This window comes from Rossellomorea sp. GCM10028870 (assembly GCF_042666755.1).
Classification (GTDB): domain Bacteria; phylum Bacillota; class Bacilli; order Bacillales; family Bacillaceae_B; genus Rossellomorea.
Genome location: NZ_JBHTGN010000001.1, coordinates 908738 through 930442 on the forward strand (window position 1 = coordinate 908738; position 21705 = coordinate 930442).

Genomic DNA, 21705 nt, shown 5'->3' on the forward strand with positions numbered 1-21705 from the left:
AGGTTTAATCAATCACTCCTGTTCGTATGATTTTATTTTCTACTTTCACATGAAAAGAAGCATCCTTGTACAGCTTATCCCACTTTTCCCTCGATAAATCTTCGTTCCCCCTTATACTTTTATACTCCATACCAAATCCAATCGGATCAGTGCCTTCCTCTTGAAGCATCAAGATAATTTCTTTAATGTTCTTTTCGATATAATCCCCAATCTCATCTTCAAGTAAGCTTAACGCTTTTGGGTCTGACAACTTCATTTCTTCAGACATTTCAAGTAAACGTGATTCGATATTCAATTTCACTTCAAAGGTTGGTGTTGCTTTTTTCTTTGTTTTTATCTTATGGGATGATTCGATACTATCAATCATAATATAAACCTTATCTTTTTCTTGTCCAAGATGAGGACTTGTCAAGTAAGGTTTGAACTTTTCTAATGGCAGTTCCACTTCGACGCTACCGGCATCGTAATCTTCCATAAGAGATCGAATAAAAAAAATCTTGTCTTTTTTTATCTCTTTAATGAATTTATCCCGTGTAAATAATGCGAAGCCATCTATTCCAACCTTCCCGTCTGATGCCTTTAGCAATGGCAGCATGGGGTCTTTGCCAACACTGCCGTAATCAGTGACGAATTCTTGAAGTGTCGGTGAAACAAGTGTCTCCGATTCAACATTTTGCCTGACCAAGTTATATAAGTACGTCCCCATATTCGAAGGTCTTTCCGTCATTTGATAATTCAGGATTTGTTCGGCAGTCGTATCAGCAATTGTTAAGTACACCATATTCCCAATGGAAGAATCCCTTTCCAACGTATCAACTAAGTGGGAAATCCCTTTTTCCGCAAGCTCCCTTCCGTAAACAGTAATCCTTAACTGACCGGAAACAAGCTTATGATCGGTTTCTAAATTCTGCGACAGACGGATTCCTTTACTGGTCTTAGATTTACTAATCAGTACCTTTTCAACGTCCTGCATTGCCGGGTTAAACTGATACAGGACCATTGTGCCGGTTATTTTCTCATCTTCAGCCTGATCATATCCAACGGCTGTAATCAATCCCAGTTTTTCTAAATATTTTGACTCCACACAGCTGCTTAAGAAACAAGTACAAAGACAAAGCAGAAGAAGCATGATGGTTTTAATCATACATCTACACCCTTTTCTTTCTTACTAATGTATTTCAATTTAACCAGTATGAATAAGAGGCAGGGATAGACAAGGGAAAGAATAAAACTGGAGGTCCCAACTTTGTCTGTAATGACATTCATCGTGAGACGATTCTGCACGCATAGGGATAATAGCCATAGCAGGATGGCGAAAAGGTAAATGGATTTTTTTTGAGAAACATTAAATACTCTTTTCATTCCTCTTGAAGCTGTCCAAAAATAGAGACAAATGTTTGGAAGGATGACCAGCATCCAGAAAGAGACGGCAATGAATTCAAATCGCTCCAAGTTTGGGATCCTCAATATCTTGAACATGGACAGGACTGGCCAGATGGTCTTTAAAAGGGCATCTTCTGAGAAAAACCCGATACTGACAACGGTCACAATCGTAAAGAGAAAAGTGGAATATCCTGCACCAATCAGGCCATATTTTAGTACTTTTTTCTTTTCCTTGATGTAAGGGTACACAAATAACACCAATTCAAAGCCAATAAGGGTAAAGCTTGATTTATATATACCCATCATTATTTCTTTGGGGGAAGATGTTAAAACAGGTAGAAGATGATTGAAGTCCAGATATTTAATAGGGGTGTAGATCATAAAGATTAACCAGAAGGCAAAGATGAGCCCTAAAAAGGCAATACCGACCACAACCCGGATCCCCCCCAACACACTATAAACCATTAAAAAAATCAATAACCCCATCAAGAGCCATGTAGGCATTTTAGGGAATATCCATGCCTGGACCATCTCGATATAGTTCATTAAAATCACGTATGTGACACTGAGATAATATCCAATATAAAGAACGTTAATTCCTTTGCTGATCCATTTACCATAAATATCCATATGGATACCGTACAAATCGGTACTGTCGTATGTTTCAAGCGTTTTTACCATGAGAAATAGAACGAACGAAACGAGAATTCCAGCTAATAGAACAGAAATCCATGCGTCCCTGTTTGCCTCCATGTAAATGACCCTGGGTAGTCCTGCAATTCCGACTCCGGTTTGGGCTGTGTGTACGATAAACATTATCAAGAAGGCATTAAACATTAACCGTTCCTTTGGATTCACATTAATATTCATACATTTCATCCTTTACTCATCAACGTCTTTCTTCTCTTTTGCTTTCTTCTCAGGGATTCTTCCCTGATCTATGGGGTGGTTGGAAATCGGACGTTGGACTAAATACTGATAAGGTAAGCGGAATAGACTGTATTTGAAGTCTGCAAACCTAAATGGGTAAATGGGTGATAGATAAGGTCTGCCCAATGTTGTCACTTTCAATAAGTGAATGAGAATAAAACAGAAGCAAAACATGATTCCCACACCCCCGTATAACCCCGCCATGATGATGATCGGGAAACGGATGATTCTCACGGCTGTACCGATTGCATAACTCGGAGCAGTGAACGAACCCAAAGCGGATATCGCGATGATAATAATCAAAATGTTACTCGTGAATCCTGCTTGCACTGACGCTTGACCGATGACGATACCACCTACGATCCCCATGGTTTGCCCAACCTTTGTTGGTAATCTAGCTCCCGCCTCTCTCAGGAGCTCAATGATGAATTCCAATAAAATTGCCTCGAACACGGGAGGAAATGGAACGTTAGATCTTGACTGTCCCAGAGAAACAAGGAGAGCAGAGGGAATGACCTCGTAATGAAACGTCAAGACCGCCACATATGCCGGTGTTAAAAGAATCGAGAAAAAAATGGCGACAAAGCGAATCAATCTTAAAAACGTACCCATATTCCATCTCATATAAATGTCTTCCGTGGATTCAAAGAAATTCATAAACGTGGATGGTCCGATGATCGCTGTAGGACTGCGATCGACAAGTAAACAGATCTTTCCATGAAGAAGTGAGATGCTACAGCGGTCCGGCAGCTCAGTCGTTATAAATTGCGGGAAGAATGTAAATGAATTATCTTCTATCATTTGAGCGAGCACTGTGGAATCCACTATACTATCGACTTCAATTTCCGTAATACGCTGTCTAAACGTATTTACGTTCTCTTCTTCCGCAATGTCCTTTATGTATACCATTTGAACTTTTTTCTTCGCTCTTGATCCAATCATGAAGGTTTCCACGCATAGTTTAGGATCGTTAATATTAGAACGAATTAAATTCAAATTCTTCGTAATGGATTCTGTAAAAGAAATTTTAGGACCAAACACAAGGGATTCTGTTTCAGCTTTTTCCAAGGCCCTTGTTCCTTTATCAGCTACATCCGCTAAAATTCCGTGAGTATCGCCTTGTTTAAAAATATAGGCCGTTCCATTTACTAAGTTGTCTATAACGTCGTTAATTTGATTCGTCTGTGTAAGTTTCGCAATATTAATCGTATCTTGGATGACATGATAATTAAGCTCTCCTGAAGTTTCCTCAAGTGGTCTGATAATACTATCCTGCATCGATGTTGTATTGATCAGGTCATCAAAGTAAACCACGGCGAGTTTCTGTTCGCCGATCGTAATGATTCTAAAAACTAAATCCTCACTATTGCTAACCAAGGTGAGTACTTCTTTGTGAAACGTTTCTATATCAAAGCTATGGGGGGACCCGTTATCAATATCCTTTTTTACTTCTCTCCGTCTAAACACAGAATTCAACACCCTAAACCTTAATTTATTGATTAGACTTCCCATGAATCCTTTTCTTAATCACATGATGGCGTAAAATCCATGTAATGAAATGAGGAAAATCCATACATAAATCGTGAATGATTTGGGCAAGGTAGGAGTGGAGGTGAAGCAGATGAGCAACAAGAAAAAAGATCCATCAAAAGCTGTCCTGGGTTCTTCTCAAGTGGAGGGACAAGGTACGACCAACCAGGAATTACCGGGTGGAGTAAAGGCTCCTTCTTCTAGAAGCAGAAAGAAAAAATGACGAAGGATCTTTATCCTTCCTTCATTACATATGAGGCGATTGTTCCGTTTACTAAGGAGTTCATATATTAAATTGGAGTCAAGTATGGTATAATGGAAACAATCGTAGAAATTGTTCCGATTAAACTGGCTACACCTAACTGACCACATACTATCTGCATCATAAATTACCACAATCATTATTTTCCTGTTAGAAGCATAGCAAGGAAATCCTACTTACCTTAAAGGAGGACGTTCAATGGCTTTTGGTCGTAGAAATCAAGTTGAAGAAGAAATTAAAACAGAGGAAACAAAGATTTGGGCTTGTTCCGCTGAAGATTGTAAAGGCTGGATGAGAGATAACTTCAAAAGTGAAGATACACCTAAGTGTCCGCTTTGTAAAGAAGATATGGTGACATCTACCAAGGTATTACAAGTTGTAGACAATCCACATCCTACAATGAAATCATCCTAATGGATCGTAAGGAACCAATCATTTGATTGGTTCTTTTTTCTTGACCGGGCTATACTGACCTCATCCCATGAAGTGTTTTTAAAAAAATTATTAAACTCTTTTTTTACATTTGAATAGTATGTAATGTATTTATGTATTAAAGGAGGGAGCACCATGTCTAACAAGAAAGAGAAGGAAGTCAAGAGTACTTCTACTGAGAGTAAAGAAAATGTATGGGAAAGCTTTTGGAAGCTGTCAAAGCCTGTTGAAGTAAATAAAGAAGAAAAAACAGTTAAGTGGTTTTAAGTTAATGGCAAGGTTGTGCATTACGTGTATGTATACGAATGTACAGCCTTTTGTTTGAAAAATCGGAGCTTTCTATTGGCACGTTCCTCGTTCTGGAATACAATAAAGGAATACGAATAATTTTCTTGGAGGGGAAAAATGTGATCGTAGAAGCACAACAAGTATTAAAACAATACTTTGGTTATGATGAATTTAGAGATGGACAAGCAAGTATTATCGAATACATACTTGATGGAAAAAACACTGTAGGAATTATGCCAACAGGAGGGGGGAAATCGCTCTGTTACCAAATTCCCGCTTTAATGCTTGGTGGAGTAACATTGGTTATCTCTCCACTCATATCTTTAATGAAAGACCAGGTGGATTCGTTAATTCATCAGGGGATTCCAGCAACCTATATTAATAGTACATTATCGAATAATGAAGTAGAGACAAGAATGGAAGAGATTTCTTTAGGTGAATACAAGCTCGTTTATATTGCTCCTGAAAGATTAGAATCATTTGGGTTTATCCGTTTCCTCAATTCATTACCCATACCCCTTGTAGCTGTTGACGAGGCGCATTGTTTATCCCAATGGGGTCATGATTTCAGACCAAGCTATTTGGGGATTTATAACGCTGTTAATCAACTACAATCAAATCCCACCATTCTTGCATTGACCGCTACTGCAACTCCACAAGTACAAGCTGATATCCTTCATCATTTACACATTCCGGATCAATATAAAGTATTAACTGGTTTTCAACGGACGAATTTGTTCTTCCAAGTTGTAAAAGGTGAAGATCGAAAGCGTTGGGTAGAAAGGTATGTACAAAAGAATCATCAGCATTCCGGCATCATTTATTGTGCCACCCGGAAGGAAGTTGAAAACCTTTATATGTATCTTGAGAAAAAGGGATTTTCCGTCGGGAAATATCATGGCGGATTGTCTGATACAGTTAGGCAGGAACAGCAGGAAGCCTTTCTGAATGATTCCATTACCATCATGATTGCAACCAATGCATTTGGTATGGGGATCAATAAATCAAATGTACGCTTTGTGATTCATTATCAAATTCCCAAGAATATGGAGGGATATTATCAAGAGGCTGGCAGGGCAGGCCGTGATGGAGTGGACAGCGAATGTGTCTTATTATTTTCACCTCAGGATATCCAGACTCAGCGGTATATCATTGACCAGAATATCGTAAATGAGGAATTACATGATAATGAGATGCAGAAATTACGTGAAATGGTTGACTTTGTCCATACAGAAGCATGCCTGCAGAACTACATTTTAGCGTATTTTGGTGAACATGTAGTGGAAGCATGCGGTCATTGCAGCAATTGCTTGGATGATAGGGAGTCTGAGGATGTAACGAGAGAGGCACAAATGGTATTATCCTGTATGATACGAATGAATGAAAGATTTGGAACCTCACTCATCAGCGGTGTACTAACGGGGTCAAAGAACAAAAAGATCCTGGAATGGGGATTCGACCGGCTTTCCACATATGGATTAATGAAGGAGCAATCTCAGAAGGATGTCGGTCTGTTCATCGATTATTTGATTTCAGAGGGCGTCATACAAGTCGAGGGTGGAAGCTTTCCTATCCTGAAAGTTTCATCTAAAGGCAAAGAGGTGTTAATGGGGGAAAGATGCGTAACTAGAAAGGTACAGCCTACTGTTTCGGCCATCAACCTTAAAGAAGATGGATTGTTCCAGACCTTGCGAACACTCCGGAAATCGATTGCGGATTCAGAAGGAGTACCACCTTTCGTTATTTTCTCCGATAAGTCGCTTCAAGACATGTGTGTGAAGATGCCGAAAACATCAGAAGAATTTCTGCAGGTTAGCGGAGTAGGTGAAAACAAGCTGAATCGGTATGGAGAAATTTTCATAAACGAAATTTCCGTTTTTTTACGTGAGAATCCCGAACATCAAGTTGAGGTCGTCAAGCCTTCGCGATCACGGAAGACAAGTCAGTCTGACAAAGCGTCCCATTTAATCAGTTATGAATTGTTCAAAGATAACATGGATATAAAGAAAATTGCGAAAGAGCGGGGAATGAGTACGGCAACGATCGAAAATCATATCATCCGTTCCTATCAGGAAGGCATCACGCAAGACTGGTCTATCCTTTTTACAGAAGAAGAAGAAGAACTTATTGAGGATGCAGTCTCGAAAGTAGGTGCAGGCCTCTTAAAGCCCATTAAAGAAGAATTACCGAAAAAAATAAGCTATTTTCAGATTAAAGGATACTTGGTAAAACATGGACAATATCAGTTATGAGAATAAGGACTAAATAGAAAAAGCAGGTGCCATCCGGCTACCTGCTTTTTTCTGGTATACATTAAGCTTTCATAGAAGCTTTCATTTCAAGAAATTCATCGTACGTAGTTTCTTTATCAATTACACCATCTTCGGTGATCTCGATAATACGATTAGCGATGGTCTGGATGAACTGGTGGTCATGAGATGCAAAAATCATGGCGCCCTTGAAGTTAATCAATCCATTATTTAATGCCGTGATGGATTCTAGATCCAAGTGGTTTGTTGGTTCATCCAATAGAAGAACATTAGATCCACTCAGCATCATTTTTGATAACATACAGCGAACTTTTTCTCCTCCGGAAAGGACACTTGGCTTCTTCAATACTTCTTCACCTGAGAACAGCATACGACCCAAGAAACCGCGGAGGAATGTTTCGCTCTCATCTTCCGGTGAGTATTGACGTAACCAATCCACAAGGGAAGGTTCATTTCCTTCAAAGTACTTGGAGTTTTCATTCGGGAAGTAAGCTTGAGATGTCGTCACTCCCCACTTGAATGTGCCGCTATCCGGCTCCATTTCACCTGCTAGTATTTTGAAAAGAGTCGTTTTGGCAATTTCGTTTGCTCCGACAAGTGCGATTTTGTCTTCTTTATTCAAGATAAAGGAAACATTGTTTAAGACCTTTACTCCGTCAACCGTTTTTGTAAGACCTTCAACACGTAGAACATCGTTCCCGATTTCACGCTCTGGCTTGAATTGTACATATGGATAACGACGTGAGCTTGGCTTGATGTCATCCAATGAAATTTTCTCTAACGATTTTTTCCGGGAAGTGGCTTGTTTTGATTTAGATGCGTTCGCACTGAATCTGGCAACGAAAGCCTGAAGCTCTTTGATTTTTTCTTCCTTCTTCTTATTCTGATCCTGAGCCATTTTAAGTGCTAATTGACTGGACTCATACCAGAAATCATAGTTCCCGACATAAACTTGGATCTTTCCAAAGTCAAGGTCAGCAATATGTGTACATACTTTGTTTAGGAAGTGACGGTCATGCGATACAACGATGACTGTGTTCTCAAAGTTAATTAAAAAGTCTTCTAACCACTGAATCGCTTGAATGTCCAAGTGGTTGGTAGGCTCATCCAGTAAAAGAACATCCGGCTTGCCGAATAGTGCTTGTGCTAATAATACTTTTACTTTTTCTCCACCTGTTAGTTCGGACATTTGTTTCGTGTGGAGATCTTCGTTGATTCCTAAGCCTTTTAGTAGGATAGCAGCTTCTGATTCAGCTTCCCAACCGTTAAGCTCAGCAAATTCACCTTCTAATTCTGCAGCTCTCATACCGTCTTCATCAGAGAAATCTTCTTTCATGTAGATGGCATCTTTTTCCTGCATCACTTCATATAAACGGGAATGCCCCATAATGACAACTTTTAGCACTTCATATTCTTCATATTCGAAGTGATCCTGCTTTAATACAGCAAGTCGCTCGCCTGAACCCATCGACACGTGGCCGGTCTGCGCTTCGATTTCTCCTGAAAGAATCTTTAAAAATGTTGATTTACCAGCACCGTTTGCCCCAATAAGTCCGTAGCAATTCCCTGGATTAAACTTTATATTCACGTCTTCGAATAGCTTTCTATCACCAAAACGTAAGCTTACATCTGATACTTGAATCATGTGTGATATACCTCCTAATACTCAATCTAAAAGATTATAACACGCTAGTATGCTAAAAAGATAGAGTATTGGGCTGAACAGTTATAAATTAACCTGCTTTTTACATAAGCGGATGAAGGATATGGAATGGAGGGAAGGAAGCTGAGTTTGTGGTGGGTGGTAGCACTATTTATTGGGAGAAGCAGTTGGTTATTCTGTTTGAGATGATTTTTGGCTCATTCGAGGGAAACGTATGTTTCCCTCGCCTTTCAGCAAAGCTGAAAGGTCGCCAAGTGATAAAGATGCCCTGGCAAAAATGCATTTTTGCCAGGGCATCTTTATCACTTGGCTGAAATGAGCCAAAAATCAATGCTATATATTAGCAGATGCTCTTGAAATGCTCAATCCCTTCCATTGTTTGTTGTGCTATGATAACAAAATAATAAAAGATAGGTGATGAGAGCGAATGATGAAATTTGTGAAGCGGGTGAGGTTTCTTTTTAATGTTCGCAGGTCGGTGCCGTTTTTGGTTGATTTTTTTCGGTCTAAAGAGGTTTCGTTATTTAAGAAGGTATTCTCGATTGGGCTGGTGGCGGGATATTTCTGGGTTCCGTTTGATTTGATTCCCGATGTTTTTATTTTGTTTGGTATTGTTGATGATTTGGCAGTGTTTGCGTTTGTTCTTCAGCTTATCGTGAAGATGGCTCCTGAAGAGTTACAGCATCGATACGAGTTAAAGAAATGACGCAGAGCATCACTATGGATGGGCTTCTATCATAGTCTGTAAAAGGCAATGCTTTAGGAGGAGATGTATGATGTACAATCAATATCCATATTACTTTGAAAATCATGACGACCGTCAAATCGATCGACAGTTGAGAAGGGATATACAAAAAGCCATTAATGATGAGTTCAAAGCTATTTCTTACTATACACAGCTGGCTGAACTTGCCCCGAATGATACAGCCAAACAAGCGATCCTGGGAATAAGACAAGATGAGATCCGTCATTTTAATGGATTTACACAATCGTATTTACAACTGACCGGTCGCTACCCTTCCATTAATTTAGTCAATCCAAGAGACCTTCCTTCGAATTACCGGCAAGGAATAAGAGAAAGCATTAAAGATGAAAGTGAAACGGTATCCTTTTATTTATCCATTTCAAACCGGCTTACCGAGCCAAGAGCCAAACGTAGATTCATGAGGGCTGCATATGATGAACAGCGTCATGCAGAAATACTAAGGAACCTATAAATGATAAGAACCGAAAGTAGCCAAAAAATGGGCAGCTGCTTTCGGTTTTTTCTTTTGATTTTTACTGCTGTATCCATTACACTATAATTACAATAATTCCAATAAGGAAGGTATGGATTAAAAGTGGATACATTCAATTCAATACCAAAACCGCTCGTTCAATTAAATCAATGGTTTATCGTTACATCTGTTGCCTTTTCATGGGTATTTCAAATAGATTTCTTCTTAGTACTTCCATTCCTGGTGGGATTGACGTCTGTACTATTCAAGTTCAATCCTGTCATAAAAACAGGGAGGCATTTCTTAAAGAAAGAATTGTCATCCTATCCAGCTGAAGACGCTGATCAACAGCAATTTAATAATATCATTGCCGTGAGCTGCCTGGGAGCAGCTATCATTAGTACTCTAGCTGGATGGAGTACAGGCTTTTATATTTTCTCAGGAATGGTATTCTTGGCAGCATCAATTGCTCTTGCAGGATTCTGTATCGGTTGCTTTATTCGTTTTCAATGGAAAAGGTTCCAATATAAACGGTCTATGCAATAGCCTATTGACAATGGATCCCATACATCGTAAACTAATCATGAATTTAATTACTGTATATTAAGGGAGTATGTTATATGTTAGGTGTCGTTCTTAACTAACCGTGAAATGAATACGGACATTTTGTAGGCAGTGGCCTTAAAATTAGGCTATTGATTAATGCTTATTTAGTATGCCTTCAAAGTGTAGTTAAGAACAATGGTCATAGCATACTCAAACCTTTATTAGGAGAGCTGTGTCTTTGTGCACAGCTCTTTTTGTGCACAATGCGGGAAATCAATGTAGTCGTTTCTAACTTCGAGTTTTGAACGATACACGTTTTGCCTAAGCACAAGCTGCTATTACGGGGTAATTAGTATACGAGTGAAGGAAGACCACAATGGACATTGTTCGTTGTGGTCTATTTTTGTATATGGAGGAGAAAACATTGAACGAAAAAACGTTTCAAACATTAGAATTTAACTCAGTGAAAGAGGAGCTAACCCGATTTGCTCTGACAGAAGAAGGAAAAACAGTACTGATGAATATGATTCCCACAACAAACATCCGCCAGATTGATATGCGTTTAGATGAAGTAACAGAAGCCGTTAGAATCCTGGAGAAGAGTGCCAGTATCCCGATTCATGCACTGGACGGAGTAGAAAACATTATAGCTAATCTAAATAAAGGAGTACCTTTAAGGCCGGATCAGCTTACAAACCTGTATTATTTTCTGGATGCATGTAAAAAGCTGAAAAAATATATGCAGGATAAACAGTGGGTGGCACCGAGGGTATCTTCTTATGTCTATTCCATTGAAGATATCCCTGAAATTGGGGAAGAAATCAATCGATGCATCCGAAATGGTAGAGTAGATGATTACGCAAGTAAAGAGTTACTGCGGATTAGAAAGCAAGTTGGGATTCAAGAGGACCGCTTAAAGGATAAAATCCAATCGATTGTAAAGTCGGCCAAGTATAAATCGTTCCTTCAAGAATCGATTGTGAGCCAGAGGAACGGCAGATACGTCCTCCCGATCAAGAAAGAATACAGGGGGAAAATGAAAGGTGCGGTACTCGATACTTCTGCTTCCGGGTCAACCTTATACATTGAACCAGAGGAATTATGCAATCAGCAGGACCAACTATTGTTTTATAAACTGGAGGAAGACCGTGAAGTCGAGAATATCCTTTGGACATTAACAGGATTGGTTCAATTATATGAACCACAATTAAAACTGGCGATTGAAACAATGGTACATTATGATGTATTATTCGCAAAAGCGAAATATAGCCGTTCCATTGATGGTGTGAGCCCCATGGTAAATGAAGATCATCAAATACATTTGATAAATGCAGTTCATCCCCTGCTTGGAAAACAGGCAGTACCATTATCCATTCAGATGGGTGAGGGCTTTCATGCATTAGTCATAACCGGTCCCAATACTGGAGGTAAGACGGTCGCCATCAAAACGGTGGGCCTTCTTACACTCATGACCCAATGCGGCCTTCATATTCCGGCAGAAAAGGGCAGTGCAATCAGTATTTATCAAGATATTCTTTTAGATATAGGGGATGGTCAAAGCCTTCAGCAAAATTTAAGTACATTCAGCTCCCATATTAAAAATATTATCGATATTTTAAAGGGTACAAATGATCGAACTCTGGTTCTGTTAGATGAGCTCGGTTCAGGTACTGATCCCTTGGAAGGAATGGGTCTGGCCACAGCCATCCTGAAACAATTATATGAGAAGGGCGCAACGATCCTCGCCACTACTCATTATAGTGAAATAAAACATTTTGCAGAAGAACACGAGGGATTTATGAATGGAAGTATGGAATTTAATATCGACACATTGCAACCAACGTATCGATTGATTGTAGGGGAAGGAGGCGAAAGTCAAGCATTTTCCATTGCGTTGAAACTGGGAATGCACCCTGAGATCATTGAAAAAGCACATGAAATTACGTATAGAGAAAAGAAAAGCTATAGCCTTGGAGAAATTGATTATCATGCGAAGAAGGAAATGGAGAAGCAGGTTATTGTAAACAAATACAAAAAAAGGCTTCATAGAAAACCCAATTCATTAAAGAGAAACAGTTCAGTTCGATTATTTCACAAAGGAGATAATGTGAAAATTTCGCCGATTGGAGAATTCGGGATAGTGTATGAAGGACCTGATGAAATGGGGGATTACATGGTTCAAATAAAAGGAGAAAAAAGAAGTTTTAATCATAAACGATTGGAGTTATATGTGTCAGCCCAGGAATTATATCCCGATGACTATGACTTTGATATTATTTTTAACAGCAAAGAAAATCGTAAGAAAGATAAACAGATGAGTAAAGGCTTTGTTGAAGGATTAACCATAGATCATGAATGATCATAAAGACGTACTGAAGCACTGGCTCCAGTACGTCTTTTCAGTTTGGCTTAAAAGGCTGGCCAAAGTATCTACGATATATGGGTTAATATATAGGAAAGGATTATACCAAATGAAGATAGGAATCCGACAATAGGTCCTCCTTCTTCAAACGCCTCAGGCAGCATCGTAGAAGAAACCATGGCCAATAATCCGCCTGCACCAAAAGCGCCTATTATGTAAGAGATGCTTTCTGAGGCATCTTGTAAAAATACATACCCGAGCAAGGAGCTAAGGGAGGAGAGAACGACTACACTCCCCCAGAGGGTGAGAATTTTACGAGTACTATAATGATCAAGCCTGAACCCGATGCTGCTTGATAGTGATTCAGGAAAATTACTGATGAAAATGGCGATGATAAATACCCATTGTATTGATTGGTCTCCTATAAAGCTGACTCCAATAATGATGGATTCGGGTATTGCATCCATGATGGTTCCCACATAAATGGCTAATCCAGAATGACCATGGGGATTCTTCTTTGACCTCTTCCTTTCACTTCCACCTTTTTTGGAAATAAAGATTTCGAAAAGAGTGAATATGAGTGCCCCCAGCAAGAACATGGATGTGAGATGGTAAAGGTTCGCTTTGCCTTCTGCCTCACTTAGTAGATCAAAGGTGGCAGAACCTATGATCAACCCCGTTCCTAATGCCATAATATAGGCGACGATTCGTTTTGATATGTGCAAATAAATCCCCATAATAGCCCCGATTAGTAGGGATAAACTTGCAATCCCTCCCCATAAAGCAGCCTGGAACATTTCTCCACCTCCATAAACCTTCTTCATATCAAGTTTTCCCTTATTGTGTGATGAATTAAACACTGGACCATCACTGAATAGTTTTAATGAGCTGTGGGGATAGTAAGGTTGAATAATATTTAGGAGGTAGTCAAAATGAAAAAATATCTATTGATTTCCCTTTTGGGAATAATGTTCATTGGTACCGCAGCTGGTTGTGGTATGGGGGATAACATGAACGAAGAAGGCCAAGAAATGAATAATCGGAATTTGGAAAAAGTGAACTACAAAAATGATCAGGCAAATCGTGATTATGTAAATAATCGTGAGTATGTAAATGACGGAACAATGAGAGAGAATTATTCAATGGCCGATAAAGAGGCGAATAAGGTGGCTAGTCTTAATGAGGTCAAAAGCGCTTATGTTATGACAACCGATCAAAACGCGTATGTAGCAGTGGCACTTGAAGATAATATGAATGGAAAAGTTTCAAAGGACTTGGAGAAAAAGATCTCAGATCAAGTGAAAAGTCAAAACGGAAATATAAATAATGTTTACATTTCAACAAATCCTGATTTCACTGATCGTATGCGAGATTATGCAAACAAAGCAGAGAATGGGAAACCCATTGAGGGACTAGGTGAAGAGATTGCAGAAATGCTGAGACGAGTATTTCCGAACAGAGGCTAATCCTAATGGTTAAAAGTCGAACATTGCTTCGGCTTTTTTTATTTGCCTGTAGGAAATGGAAAAGGAATTCAGTATAATATTTAGAGTAACGAAATAATAAGAAGGAGTGACAATATTTGACTCAACCTGCTGTAAAGCCCATGCAGAATCCTACCATTTACGGTATTCTATTAGCCATCAGTTCCGGTCATTTTATCAATGATACGTTACAGGCAGTTGTTCCAGCCATGTTTCCGATCATTGAGAAATCCTTACAGCTGAGTTATACCCAAATTGGCTGGATCGCATTTTCACTCAATATGACTTCTTCATTGTTGCAGCCGGTATTCGGTTATTATGCGGATATGCGTTCAAAACCTTATTTACTTCCATTAGGAATGCTGTCAAGCTTAATAGGTTTAGTGGGCTTTGCATTATCCGGTCATTTTATCTGGATTATTCTATCTGTGTTATTTATCGGGTTCGGCTCGGCCATCTTTCATCCTGAAGGTTCCAGGGTAGCGTATATGGCAGCCGGAAATCGCAGGGGCCTGGCTCAATCGATTTATCAAGTTGGTGGGAATACAGGGCAGTCACTTGCTCCATTGATTACGGCATTTATATTTGTTCCATTTGGCCAAAAAGGGGCCCTGTGGTTTTCCGTTGTAGCAATCTTAGGGGTCATCGTTTTATTTCATGTATCCAATTGGTACTCTGAACAATTACGTTCTAATGAAAAGATGAAACGTCATAACAAGAAAAGCGCGAAGAAGATCCCGATTCATCCTAGAATTAAATGGGCAATGGTATTAGTTGTGTTTTTAGTGTTTGCCCGTTCGTGGTATGGAGCTGGATTATCAAATTACTACCAGTTTTATTTAATTGAAGATTACGGTCTTTCAATTAAAGAAGCTCAAGCATACATTTTTGTATTTATGTTTGCTGGAGTACTGGGAACCTTTTTGGGAGGGCCGCTTGCAGACCGTTTTGGAAAAAGGAATATCATTTTCTTTTCAATGTTAGGTGCTGCGCCGTTAACCCTTGCATTACCTTACTTATCTTTAAGTATTGTCTATCCATTTATCTTTTGCATCGGGTTTATCTTGTCTTCAAGCTTTAGTGTAATCGTTGTCTATGCACAAGAACTTTTGCCACAAAAGATTGGAATGGTGTCAGGACTAACCGTTGGACTTGCCTTTGGAATGGGAGCTGTAGGTGCAGTCATTTTCGGGGGATTGGCAGATCTATACACCATTCGTTTCGTCATGATACTTTGCAGCTTTCTCCCACTACTGGGGATGATGACGTTCCTGCTTCCTTCCGACGAAACGGTACGGAGTTTTCATAAATATCTATAGAAAGAAAATAGAGAGTGATTGCAAAGTTGATAGTCCAGCAATCACTCTCTTAATTTTAAGAAAAAGCAAAGTAAACAATGAATAATGCACAAAGTATGTACATGATCGGATGAACGTCTTTCCATTTTTTTAACGAGATCATCGCTAGTGGATAAAGGACAAATCCTAAGGCAATCCCGGTTGCAACACTGAAGGTTAAGGGCATCATAATGATTGTTACAAATGTAGGAATAACGATTTCCAATCGGCTCCAGTTAATATGCCTTACCTCGGTAGCCATTAAAGCACCTACAATAATCAATGCTGGAGCTGTCACCTCAGGAGTAATAACAGATAATATAGGAGAAAAGAAGAGAGCAATAGAGAAACAGAATGCAATCACTATAGAAGTAAATCCCGTTCTGCCTCCAACGGCTACTCCTGCAGAGGATTCTACAAAGGAGGCTGTCGTTGAAGTCCCAAAGATCGCTCCCGCCACTCCTGAAGTGGAATCAGCTAAAAGAGCTCTACCTGCATTCGGAATCTTATTATCTTTCATTATACCTGCTTGGCTGGCAACAGCAATCAATGCCCCTGCAGTGTCAAAAAATGCTACAAATAGGAATGTGAAGATCACCGCCATGATTTCAAGGGTGAAAATGTCACCTAAATGAGTAAAAACAACTCCAAATGTAGGCTCTAAGCTAGGAACCTTCCCAATAATGGAGTGAGGCACCTCAATCTTCCCAGTAATCATACCCAGGACGGTGGTTGCCACCATTCCGTAAAATATTCCTCCTCGAATGCCTCTGACTAACATCATCAATGTAATAACGAATCCAAAGACTGCAAGAAGTGTAGTAGGAGAAGAAAGGTTTCCGATAGAGACAAAGGTTTCTGGGTTGGCAACCACAAGTCCGGCATTTTTAAATCCTATAAACGCTACGAAGAAACCAATTCCACCTGCAATCGCATATTTTAAATCCTGTGGAATGACATTGATGATTTTCTCGCGTATTTTCATGACACTTAGGATCATAAATATGATGCCTGCAACAAATACTCCTGTCAGTGCAATTTCCCATGGAACACCCATTCCTATGCATACTGAAAAGGTGAAGAAAGAGTTAAGTCCCATGCTGGGGGCAATACCTATCGGGAAGTTTGCAAGTAATCCAATTAGAAGGGACCCTACAATCGCCGACAGGGCAGTAGCCGTAAATAAAGCGCCTTTATCCATTCCCGCCTGGCTAAGAATGATTGGATTGACGACAAGAATATAGGCCATTGAAAGGAAGGTCGTTACCCCTGCTAATGTTTCTTTTCTATAAGTTGTTTCTCTTTCAGCAAATTGAAAGAATGTTTTCATGTATTATAACCCTCCAAGAAGATAAAATAAAAAAACTCTGGTTCAAAATCAACCAGAGTTATATCCACAGGATAAAATAATTGTTAAAGAATTACTTTATTCTTGTAGACAAGCCATTTAAGGTAGCTGGTAGAAACGTTCAAGCCGTATTCTTGAACTTATACAAGGTGTATGAGATTTTGTTATAATTGAATTAGAAGCATCATATCAAGTCACTTTCATCAGGTCAATGGAAGTAAAAAATGTTCGTGAATTCATTATTTTCTAAATTGATGGTTTATTATAAAGATCGCCGCATGTACTATACATAATCATCTAAAAAAGCTATATTTAGTGAATACAAACGTTGAGTAGAGAGAACTTAAGTAAATACTTAATTGAAATAGGAGGAAATAGAATAATGTCTTCTTTAAAACCAGGTACGGTAGTGGATTTATTCGTTGATCATGAAGTACCGTATGGTTTCTTTCTAACGAATGAAATAGATCGTGTGTTACTGCACCATTCTGAAATTACAGAAGAAATTCAAGAAGGAGATACTGTGAAGGTATTTCTTTATCATGATAAGGATGTTCGTCTGACAGCGACAATGCGTATCCCTAAAGTACAAGTAGGTGCTTACGGATGGGCTGAGGTAGTGGATAAACTGGAGGATTTAGGCGTTTTCGTTAACATTGGCTTGCCTAAAGATATTTTAGTGTCAGCAGATGATCTTCCTAAATTCCTTGAACTTTGGCCAAACCCGGGCGATCAGTTGTTTTTAACATTGAATCGTGATAAGCAGGATCGTTTATACGGACGATTAGCCACTGAAAATATCATTGAACAGGTATCTAGAAGAGCATCTGCAGAAATGATGAACGCAAAAGTGCAAGGAAGAGTATATCGACTGCTGAGAGTCGGAACGTTCTTCTTATCCGAACAAGGATATCGATGCTTCGTTCACGAGAATGAACGCAAAGCGGAGCCAAGACTGGGAGAGCTGGTTGAAGGAAGAGTCATCGACGTTAAGGATGACGGGAACTTAAATGTATCGTTCTTACCGTTAAAGCAGGACAAGATGTTGGATGATGCAGAAGTCATTCTTGAGTATCTGGAAGAAAGAAATGGAGCCATTCCTTTTTGGGATAAGAGCCAGCCGGATGACATCAAAGACCGCTTTAATATGAGCAAAGCTTCTTTCAAACGAGCCCTTGGGAAACTCATGAAGGAAGGCCGGGTTTATCAAGAAGAAGGCTGGACGTACTTGAAAAAGCAATAAAAATAGCGAGGAGGCTCCGGCTGAGAGTGTGGCCCCTCTTTGATTTCCTTAAACATACAAAAGAGTGCTGACAATAACTGTCAGCACTGTTTTGTATTATGATTCTATTTGATTCACATTTTGCTGGCCTTTCTGTACACTTACGGATTTAATAGGCAGGAGCGTACCGATTAATGCGATAAAGGCACATCCAATCAGTACAGAGGAATATCCTGTCACTGCAATTGTGGATAACACTCCAAACACTGCAAGGTCCAAGCCGGAATCTACAATGGATAGCAATGAGATCGTTGTCGCCCTGATCCCGGATGGAATCAAATCATTGCTTAATTGAGAGTATATCGGATAACGGATGGCTCGAACGAGTCTTAATACGAAAAAAGATCCAAGAACAATCCATAAAGAAGAACCGAATATGGCGGATAATAGTAACCCAACTACCGCTAACAAACCAGATACACTCATAAGCTTCACCCTCGAAACTTTTGCAGTCATCCATCCAATGGAATTAGAAGCAAGAAAACCCATGACTGCCGAAATGGCATAAAAAACTCCAATTAGATAAACAGGCAACCCTGCCTCCTTCATCAAGGGCTGATCAAAGTATTGATATACAGCACCTGCAGGAATGAAGACCAATGTTACGTTTAGAAACATCAGCAAAAGCTCCGGTGCTTGACGAATCACGAGCAGACCGCTTTTAATTTGAGAAAAAGGATTCTCTTTTTTGAAGGAGTCCATAGTGGGCTGCTTAATTCTGAAGACGAAGAAAACCTCTATTAAATGGAACGCCAAGCCTAAGGTAATGAGTAGATTAAATTGGCTGTCAGCTAAATCTTTAGCTAAATAAGAGCCGAACATAACCGCAATCAACATACTGATAAATGTGGCAGATTGAATTTTGCCCATTGCATGATCCATGCGATTTTCTTCATTGGATTCTTTGAGTGAGTCATAGATAAGTGCCTCATCAGCCCCGGAAAAAAAGGTCACGCTAAACCCATTTATAAAGCTGTACAGGAAAAACACCCATGGCTCATAGGCGAATAAAAGCAGCGCAATACTAAGGATTTTAAGAATAGATCCAAATAAAAAGGAATACTTTGCCCCAAACCGATCAGCAAACATTCCAGTTGGCACTTCTCCAATTAATACAGCTCCACTCCAAAACATGAGTAAAATCAAAATTTGGGAAGAAGATAATCCTCTTTCAAAATAGAATAAAGTTAAGACTGGTTGAAGAAAACTGATCGTACCAAAAAAAGAAATCCAAAATAGCATCCGGATATTATGGGATGCAATCGTTTGTTTGTTCATTCATGTCTCCTACTTCCTTTTGTTGTACTATATGTCCCGGAAGAAGGAGCGTCGTTTCATGTATAAGGATCCTAAACGTTCACTCCTTCTTGAAATGAAAGTGTTTTGAACGTTTTTTGCATGTTATTTCCCCCTCGTCATTGATGCAATTAGTTTAGCATAATGATGAGAAAAAGAAGAGACTATTTGTTCGACAAATTTCTGCATAATGGTTTTATTGAAGAAGGAGGGAATTAGAGAAGGGAACCGAGCAAATCGGGCGATTTATGGCTTATTGTAGTGGAGGACTTCCTCGGTTCTTATTCTTAAAATGTACAAATTTTTATAAATTTATGCACTATTTGAAAAATGGTTAAAAGTCGGGGTATTAGTCTCCCCTGGTGGCCCGGATTCCTCAGGTGGAGCATATTGGACCATTATCTGGACAATTCTCATTCGATTGTAGCGCTGCACCAAGATAAGTGGGAGATTAAATAGAATTCCATATAAAAACATCACCCAGGACACAACGCCATTATTTAGAATATAAAAAAATGGTGCCGGTATCATTTGCAGCCAGTGAGATCATTCGGCACGTTTCAATTCGTTAAGGAAGGCCACTCTACCCTGATGAGAAGATAGCCCGATTTCATTCTTATTCACTCCTCCCCGAAACCATCCTCCTGCATCGGGTATATGCTTCTTCCATTTTTTGATCCTTATAAACCTATACATTCCGCCACCCGCTTCCATTTCCAATGGTTGGAAGAGGGTGGACAATTTCTGGAGTTAGTGTGGGGTCAATCTGGAAGCCATATAGGAAACAAAGAAATGAATACTTACCCATGCGACAACATTCAGAAGGATGATCATTTCATTTTTTCATCCTTCCCTTTTTCTATATAAACATATCGATCCTTCCACTTCGTGTTTTTCGTGAAAAATGTAGTCAAAACGGAGTGGGAAAAAGTCACAATAAAAAATAGAATATGGATTGGAAATAAGAGCGTATCAAAAACGGTGAAATTCCCTATCCTACTAATTATGAAATACAAGTAAACACTTAAAAAAATGTACTGAATCATATAAATATATGGGTTTGTCCATACCATTACCGGCGAATGAATGATTAAAGAAGTGAAAGCGGCAATCCACAAAGAAGAAAGTCCCAATAATATGATATTTGTCGATTTTGCCCCGGAAGCGAAACTCTTCGACCATCCTTGCATTAACTCACGTAAACCGTTCTCATACATTCTCATGGAAATCGCATTACTTCCGCTGACTGCTTCTACTGATTCTCCACATTTTTTAGCGTGTCGACTTAAGGCAAAATGCTCCACCATTTCTCCTTTGATTGCTTCGTGGCCACCGATTCGACGATATACATCTCTTGAACACAGGAAGCACTGACCAAAGCCACCGGAAGGGTTGAACAACCCGGAAAGGAGATGGGTGACACCGGTTGAGGCGAAAACCATTAAATGAAAAATCATGGATAATGCCTCATATCCACTATTCATCCGATGATAAGGGTGAATGCTCAGAACTCCCTGACATTGCTGTTGTTGATAAGTCTCGCATATTCTAAGCAGTCCTGCTTGCTCAAACCATGTGTCAGAATCAACAAACAATAAGAATTCACCCTTTGATGCTTTCATCCCATTCCAACAAGCCCAGGATTTCCCGTTCCATCCACTTGGCAGAGGGAGTGGATCGATGACTGTTGCTCCGTATCCTTCAGCTATTTCCTTCGTTCGATCCTTTGATCCATCATTCACAACGATCACTTCTACGGGCTGAATAAATTGCTTCTGAATACTGGATAATAGATTTCCAATCGTCTGCTCTTCATTTCTTGCAGGAATGATGATGGAGCATTTTTTCACGAGAAAACTATTCCTTACATGAATGGACTTTTTGACGGTAGGAATTCTAGTGAAAAGGAAAACGGTAAGAATAACAGTCCCTAACCAAATATACATTTTTTCACCCTCTAATCTATTGATTTGTATCGACATTTTAACCATTTTCGTTAAAGGTGATACGTTTATTCATCAGGATTGGATGTTTTGTGCTGAATTCTCTTGCATGAATTCATGTTAAAGTTGGTT

General features: G+C 39.4%; 19 protein-coding genes, 1 pseudogene and 1 riboswitch. Of the genes and pseudogenes, 11 read left to right on the top strand and 9 right to left on the bottom strand.

Features of this window, described 5'->3' with window-relative positions; all coding sequences use genetic code 11:
- Positions 1–4 precede the first annotated feature (4 nt).
- The 3 genes from ACFQWC_RS04780 to ACFQWC_RS04790 are packed head-to-tail and all read right to left on the bottom strand — an operon-like array spanning position 5 to position 3780.
- Positions 5–1144, bottom strand: a complete 1140-nt coding sequence (locus ACFQWC_RS04780) for a Ger(x)C family spore germination protein (RefSeq protein ID WP_377106271.1) — start codon at positions 1142–1144, stop codon at positions 5–7.
- Complete coding sequence (locus ACFQWC_RS04785; RefSeq protein WP_377106273.1) at positions 1141–2253, bottom strand: GerAB/ArcD/ProY family transporter; 1113 nt, start codon at positions 2251–2253, stop codon at positions 1141–1143. Before ACFQWC_RS04785 ends, ACFQWC_RS04780 begins: the two co-directional genes overlap by 4 nt.
- 12 nt (positions 2254–2265) lie before the next feature.
- Positions 2266–3780, bottom strand: coding sequence for a spore germination protein (locus ACFQWC_RS04790; protein ID WP_299737427.1), 1515 nt, complete (start codon positions 3778–3780; stop codon positions 2266–2268).
- Between the two features lie 154 nt (positions 3781–3934).
- On the opposite strand from ACFQWC_RS04790, the gene ACFQWC_RS04795 reads away from it, so the two are divergent.
- The 4 genes from ACFQWC_RS04795 (at position 3935) to recQ (ending at position 7077) form a co-directional block, all read left to right on the top strand.
- Positions 3935–4066: a YuzL family protein gene (locus ACFQWC_RS04795; RefSeq protein ID WP_299737424.1), complete on the top strand. Its 132-nt coding sequence runs from the start codon at positions 3935–3937 to the stop codon at positions 4064–4066.
- Between the two features lie 237 nt (positions 4067–4303).
- Entirely contained in the window at positions 4304–4519 is a 216-nt protein-coding gene (locus tag ACFQWC_RS04800; protein ID WP_034758928.1) for a cold-inducible protein YdjO-related protein, read from the top strand.
- 153 nt (positions 4520–4672) lie between these two features.
- A complete protein-coding gene (locus tag ACFQWC_RS04805) occupies positions 4673–4804 on the top strand; it encodes a hypothetical protein (protein WP_299737417.1) in 132 nt (43 codons plus the stop codon).
- 140 nt (positions 4805–4944) lie between these two features.
- Positions 4945–7077: a DNA helicase RecQ gene (gene recQ / locus ACFQWC_RS04810; protein WP_377106276.1), complete on the top strand. Its 2133-nt coding sequence runs from the start codon at positions 4945–4947 to the stop codon at positions 7075–7077.
- A 61-nt stretch (positions 7078–7138) separates the two neighbouring features.
- On the opposite strand, the gene ACFQWC_RS04815 is transcribed toward recQ, so the two are convergent.
- Positions 7139–8740, bottom strand: a complete 1602-nt coding sequence (locus tag ACFQWC_RS04815; protein WP_299737413.1) for an ABC-F family ATP-binding cassette domain-containing protein — start codon at positions 8738–8740, stop codon at positions 7139–7141.
- 445 nt (positions 8741–9185) lie between these two features.
- On the opposite strand from ACFQWC_RS04815, the gene ACFQWC_RS04820 reads away from it, so the two are divergent.
- The 4 genes from ACFQWC_RS04820 (at position 9186) to ACFQWC_RS04835 (ending at position 12880) form a co-directional block, all read left to right on the top strand.
- A complete protein-coding gene (locus ACFQWC_RS04820; RefSeq protein ID WP_341356461.1) occupies positions 9186–9464 on the top strand; it encodes a YkvA family protein in 279 nt (92 codons plus the stop codon).
- Between the two features lie 67 nt (positions 9465–9531).
- Positions 9532–9975, top strand: a complete 444-nt coding sequence (locus ACFQWC_RS04825) for a ferritin-like domain-containing protein (protein WP_341356460.1) — start codon at positions 9532–9534, stop codon at positions 9973–9975.
- 123 nt (positions 9976–10098) lie between these two features.
- Entirely contained in the window at positions 10099–10521 is a 423-nt protein-coding gene (locus ACFQWC_RS04830) for a DUF4395 domain-containing protein (protein ID WP_299737407.1), read from the top strand.
- 424 nt (positions 10522–10945) lie between these two features.
- Positions 10946–12880, top strand: coding sequence for an endonuclease MutS2 (locus ACFQWC_RS04835; RefSeq protein WP_299737405.1), 1935 nt, complete (start codon positions 10946–10948; stop codon positions 12878–12880).
- A gap of 71 nt (positions 12881–12951) precedes the next feature.
- Here the strand turns inward: ACFQWC_RS04835 and ACFQWC_RS04840 are convergent, their stop codons facing one another.
- Positions 12952–13707 (bottom strand): ZIP family metal transporter, encoded by a 756-nt coding sequence (locus ACFQWC_RS04840; protein WP_299737403.1) that lies wholly within the window; start codon positions 13705–13707, stop codon positions 12952–12954.
- A 108-nt stretch (positions 13708–13815) separates the two neighbouring features.
- Here ACFQWC_RS04840 and ACFQWC_RS04845 point away from each other — a divergent pair, with 108 nt between their 5' ends.
- Both ACFQWC_RS04845 and ACFQWC_RS04850 read left to right on the top strand, forming a co-directional pair.
- Complete coding sequence (locus ACFQWC_RS04845) at positions 13816–14349, top strand: YhcN/YlaJ family sporulation lipoprotein (protein ID WP_299737402.1); 534 nt, start codon at positions 13816–13818, stop codon at positions 14347–14349.
- Positions 14350–14489: 140 nt separating this feature from the next.
- Positions 14490–15686: an MFS transporter gene (locus ACFQWC_RS04850; RefSeq protein WP_299739560.1), complete on the top strand. Its 1197-nt coding sequence runs from the start codon at positions 14490–14492 to the stop codon at positions 15684–15686.
- 55 nt (positions 15687–15741) lie between these two features.
- On the opposite strand, the gene ACFQWC_RS04855 is transcribed toward ACFQWC_RS04850, so the two are convergent.
- Entirely contained in the window at positions 15742–17034 is a 1293-nt protein-coding gene (locus ACFQWC_RS04855) for an NCS2 family permease (RefSeq protein ID WP_299737400.1), read from the bottom strand.
- An 85-nt stretch (positions 17035–17119) separates the two neighbouring features.
- Positions 17120–17220: riboswitch (purine riboswitch) on the bottom strand.
- Between the two features lie 214 nt (positions 17221–17434).
- Here ACFQWC_RS04855 and ACFQWC_RS04860 point away from each other — a divergent pair.
- Positions 17435–18295, top strand: coding sequence for a CvfB family protein (locus ACFQWC_RS04860; protein ID WP_377106281.1), 861 nt, complete (start codon positions 17435–17437; stop codon positions 18293–18295).
- 96 nt (positions 18296–18391) lie between these two features.
- Here ACFQWC_RS04860 and ACFQWC_RS04865 read toward each other — a convergent pair whose 3' ends face one another.
- The 3 genes and pseudogenes from ACFQWC_RS04865 to ACFQWC_RS04875 all read right to left on the bottom strand — a co-directional run bounded on the left by ACFQWC_RS04865 (position 18392) and on the right by ACFQWC_RS04875 (position 21576).
- The gene (locus tag ACFQWC_RS04865; RefSeq protein ID WP_299737396.1) at positions 18392–19612 is read right to left on the bottom strand and encodes an MFS transporter; all 1221 of its coding nucleotides are present in this window, start codon (positions 19610–19612) and stop codon (positions 18392–18394) included.
- A 330-nt stretch (positions 19613–19942) separates the two neighbouring features.
- Positions 19943–20371, bottom strand: a pseudogene (locus ACFQWC_RS04870) (glycosyl-4,4'-diaponeurosporenoate acyltransferase CrtO family protein).
- A gap of 89 nt (positions 20372–20460) precedes the next feature.
- On the bottom strand, positions 20461–21576 hold the full coding sequence (locus ACFQWC_RS04875) for a glycosyltransferase family 2 protein (protein WP_377106283.1): 1116 nt from the start codon (positions 21574–21576) through the stop codon (positions 20461–20463).
- Positions 21577–21705 lie beyond the last annotated feature (129 nt).

Bases quoted from the DNA above. Each gene is read 5' to 3' on its own strand.
- ACFQWC_RS04860 (WP_377106281.1), top strand. From the start codon at position 17,435: ATGTCTTCTTTAAAACCAGGTACGGTAGTGGATTTATTCGTTGATCAT.
- ACFQWC_RS04840 (WP_299737403.1), bottom strand. From the start codon at position 13,707: ATGAAGAAGGTTTATGGAGGTGGAGAAATGTTCCAGGCTGCTTTATGG.
- ACFQWC_RS04855 (WP_299737400.1), bottom strand. From the start codon at position 17,034: ATGAAAACATTCTTTCAATTTGCTGAAAGAGAAACAACTTATAGAAAA.
- ACFQWC_RS04875 (WP_377106283.1), bottom strand. From the start codon at position 21,576: ATGTATATTTGGTTAGGGACTGTTATTCTTACCGTTTTCCTTTTCACT.
- ACFQWC_RS04815 (WP_299737413.1), bottom strand. From the start codon at position 8,740: ATGATTCAAGTATCAGATGTAAGCTTACGTTTTGGTGATAGAAAGCTA.
- ACFQWC_RS04785 (WP_377106273.1), bottom strand. From the start codon at position 2,253: ATGAATATTAATGTGAATCCAAAGGAACGGTTAATGTTTAATGCCTTC.
- ACFQWC_RS04850 (WP_299739560.1), top strand. From the start codon at position 14,490: ATGCAGAATCCTACCATTTACGGTATTCTATTAGCCATCAGTTCCGGT.
- ACFQWC_RS04825 (WP_341356460.1), top strand. From the start codon at position 9,532: ATGATGTACAATCAATATCCATATTACTTTGAAAATCATGACGACCGT.
- ACFQWC_RS04780 (WP_377106271.1), bottom strand. From the start codon at position 1,144: ATGATTAAAACCATCATGCTTCTTCTGCTTTGTCTTTGTACTTGTTTC.
- ACFQWC_RS04795 (WP_299737424.1), top strand. From the start codon at position 3,935: ATGAGCAACAAGAAAAAAGATCCATCAAAAGCTGTCCTGGGTTCTTCT.
- ACFQWC_RS04820 (WP_341356461.1), top strand. From the start codon at position 9,186: ATGATGAAATTTGTGAAGCGGGTGAGGTTTCTTTTTAATGTTCGCAGG.
- ACFQWC_RS04845 (WP_299737402.1), top strand. From the start codon at position 13,816: ATGAAAAAATATCTATTGATTTCCCTTTTGGGAATAATGTTCATTGGT.
- ACFQWC_RS04805 (WP_299737417.1), top strand. From the start codon at position 4,673: ATGTCTAACAAGAAAGAGAAGGAAGTCAAGAGTACTTCTACTGAGAGT.
- ACFQWC_RS04865 (WP_299737396.1), bottom strand. From the start codon at position 19,612: ATGAACAAACAAACGATTGCATCCCATAATATCCGGATGCTATTTTGG.
- ACFQWC_RS04800 (WP_034758928.1), top strand. From the start codon at position 4,304: ATGGCTTTTGGTCGTAGAAATCAAGTTGAAGAAGAAATTAAAACAGAG.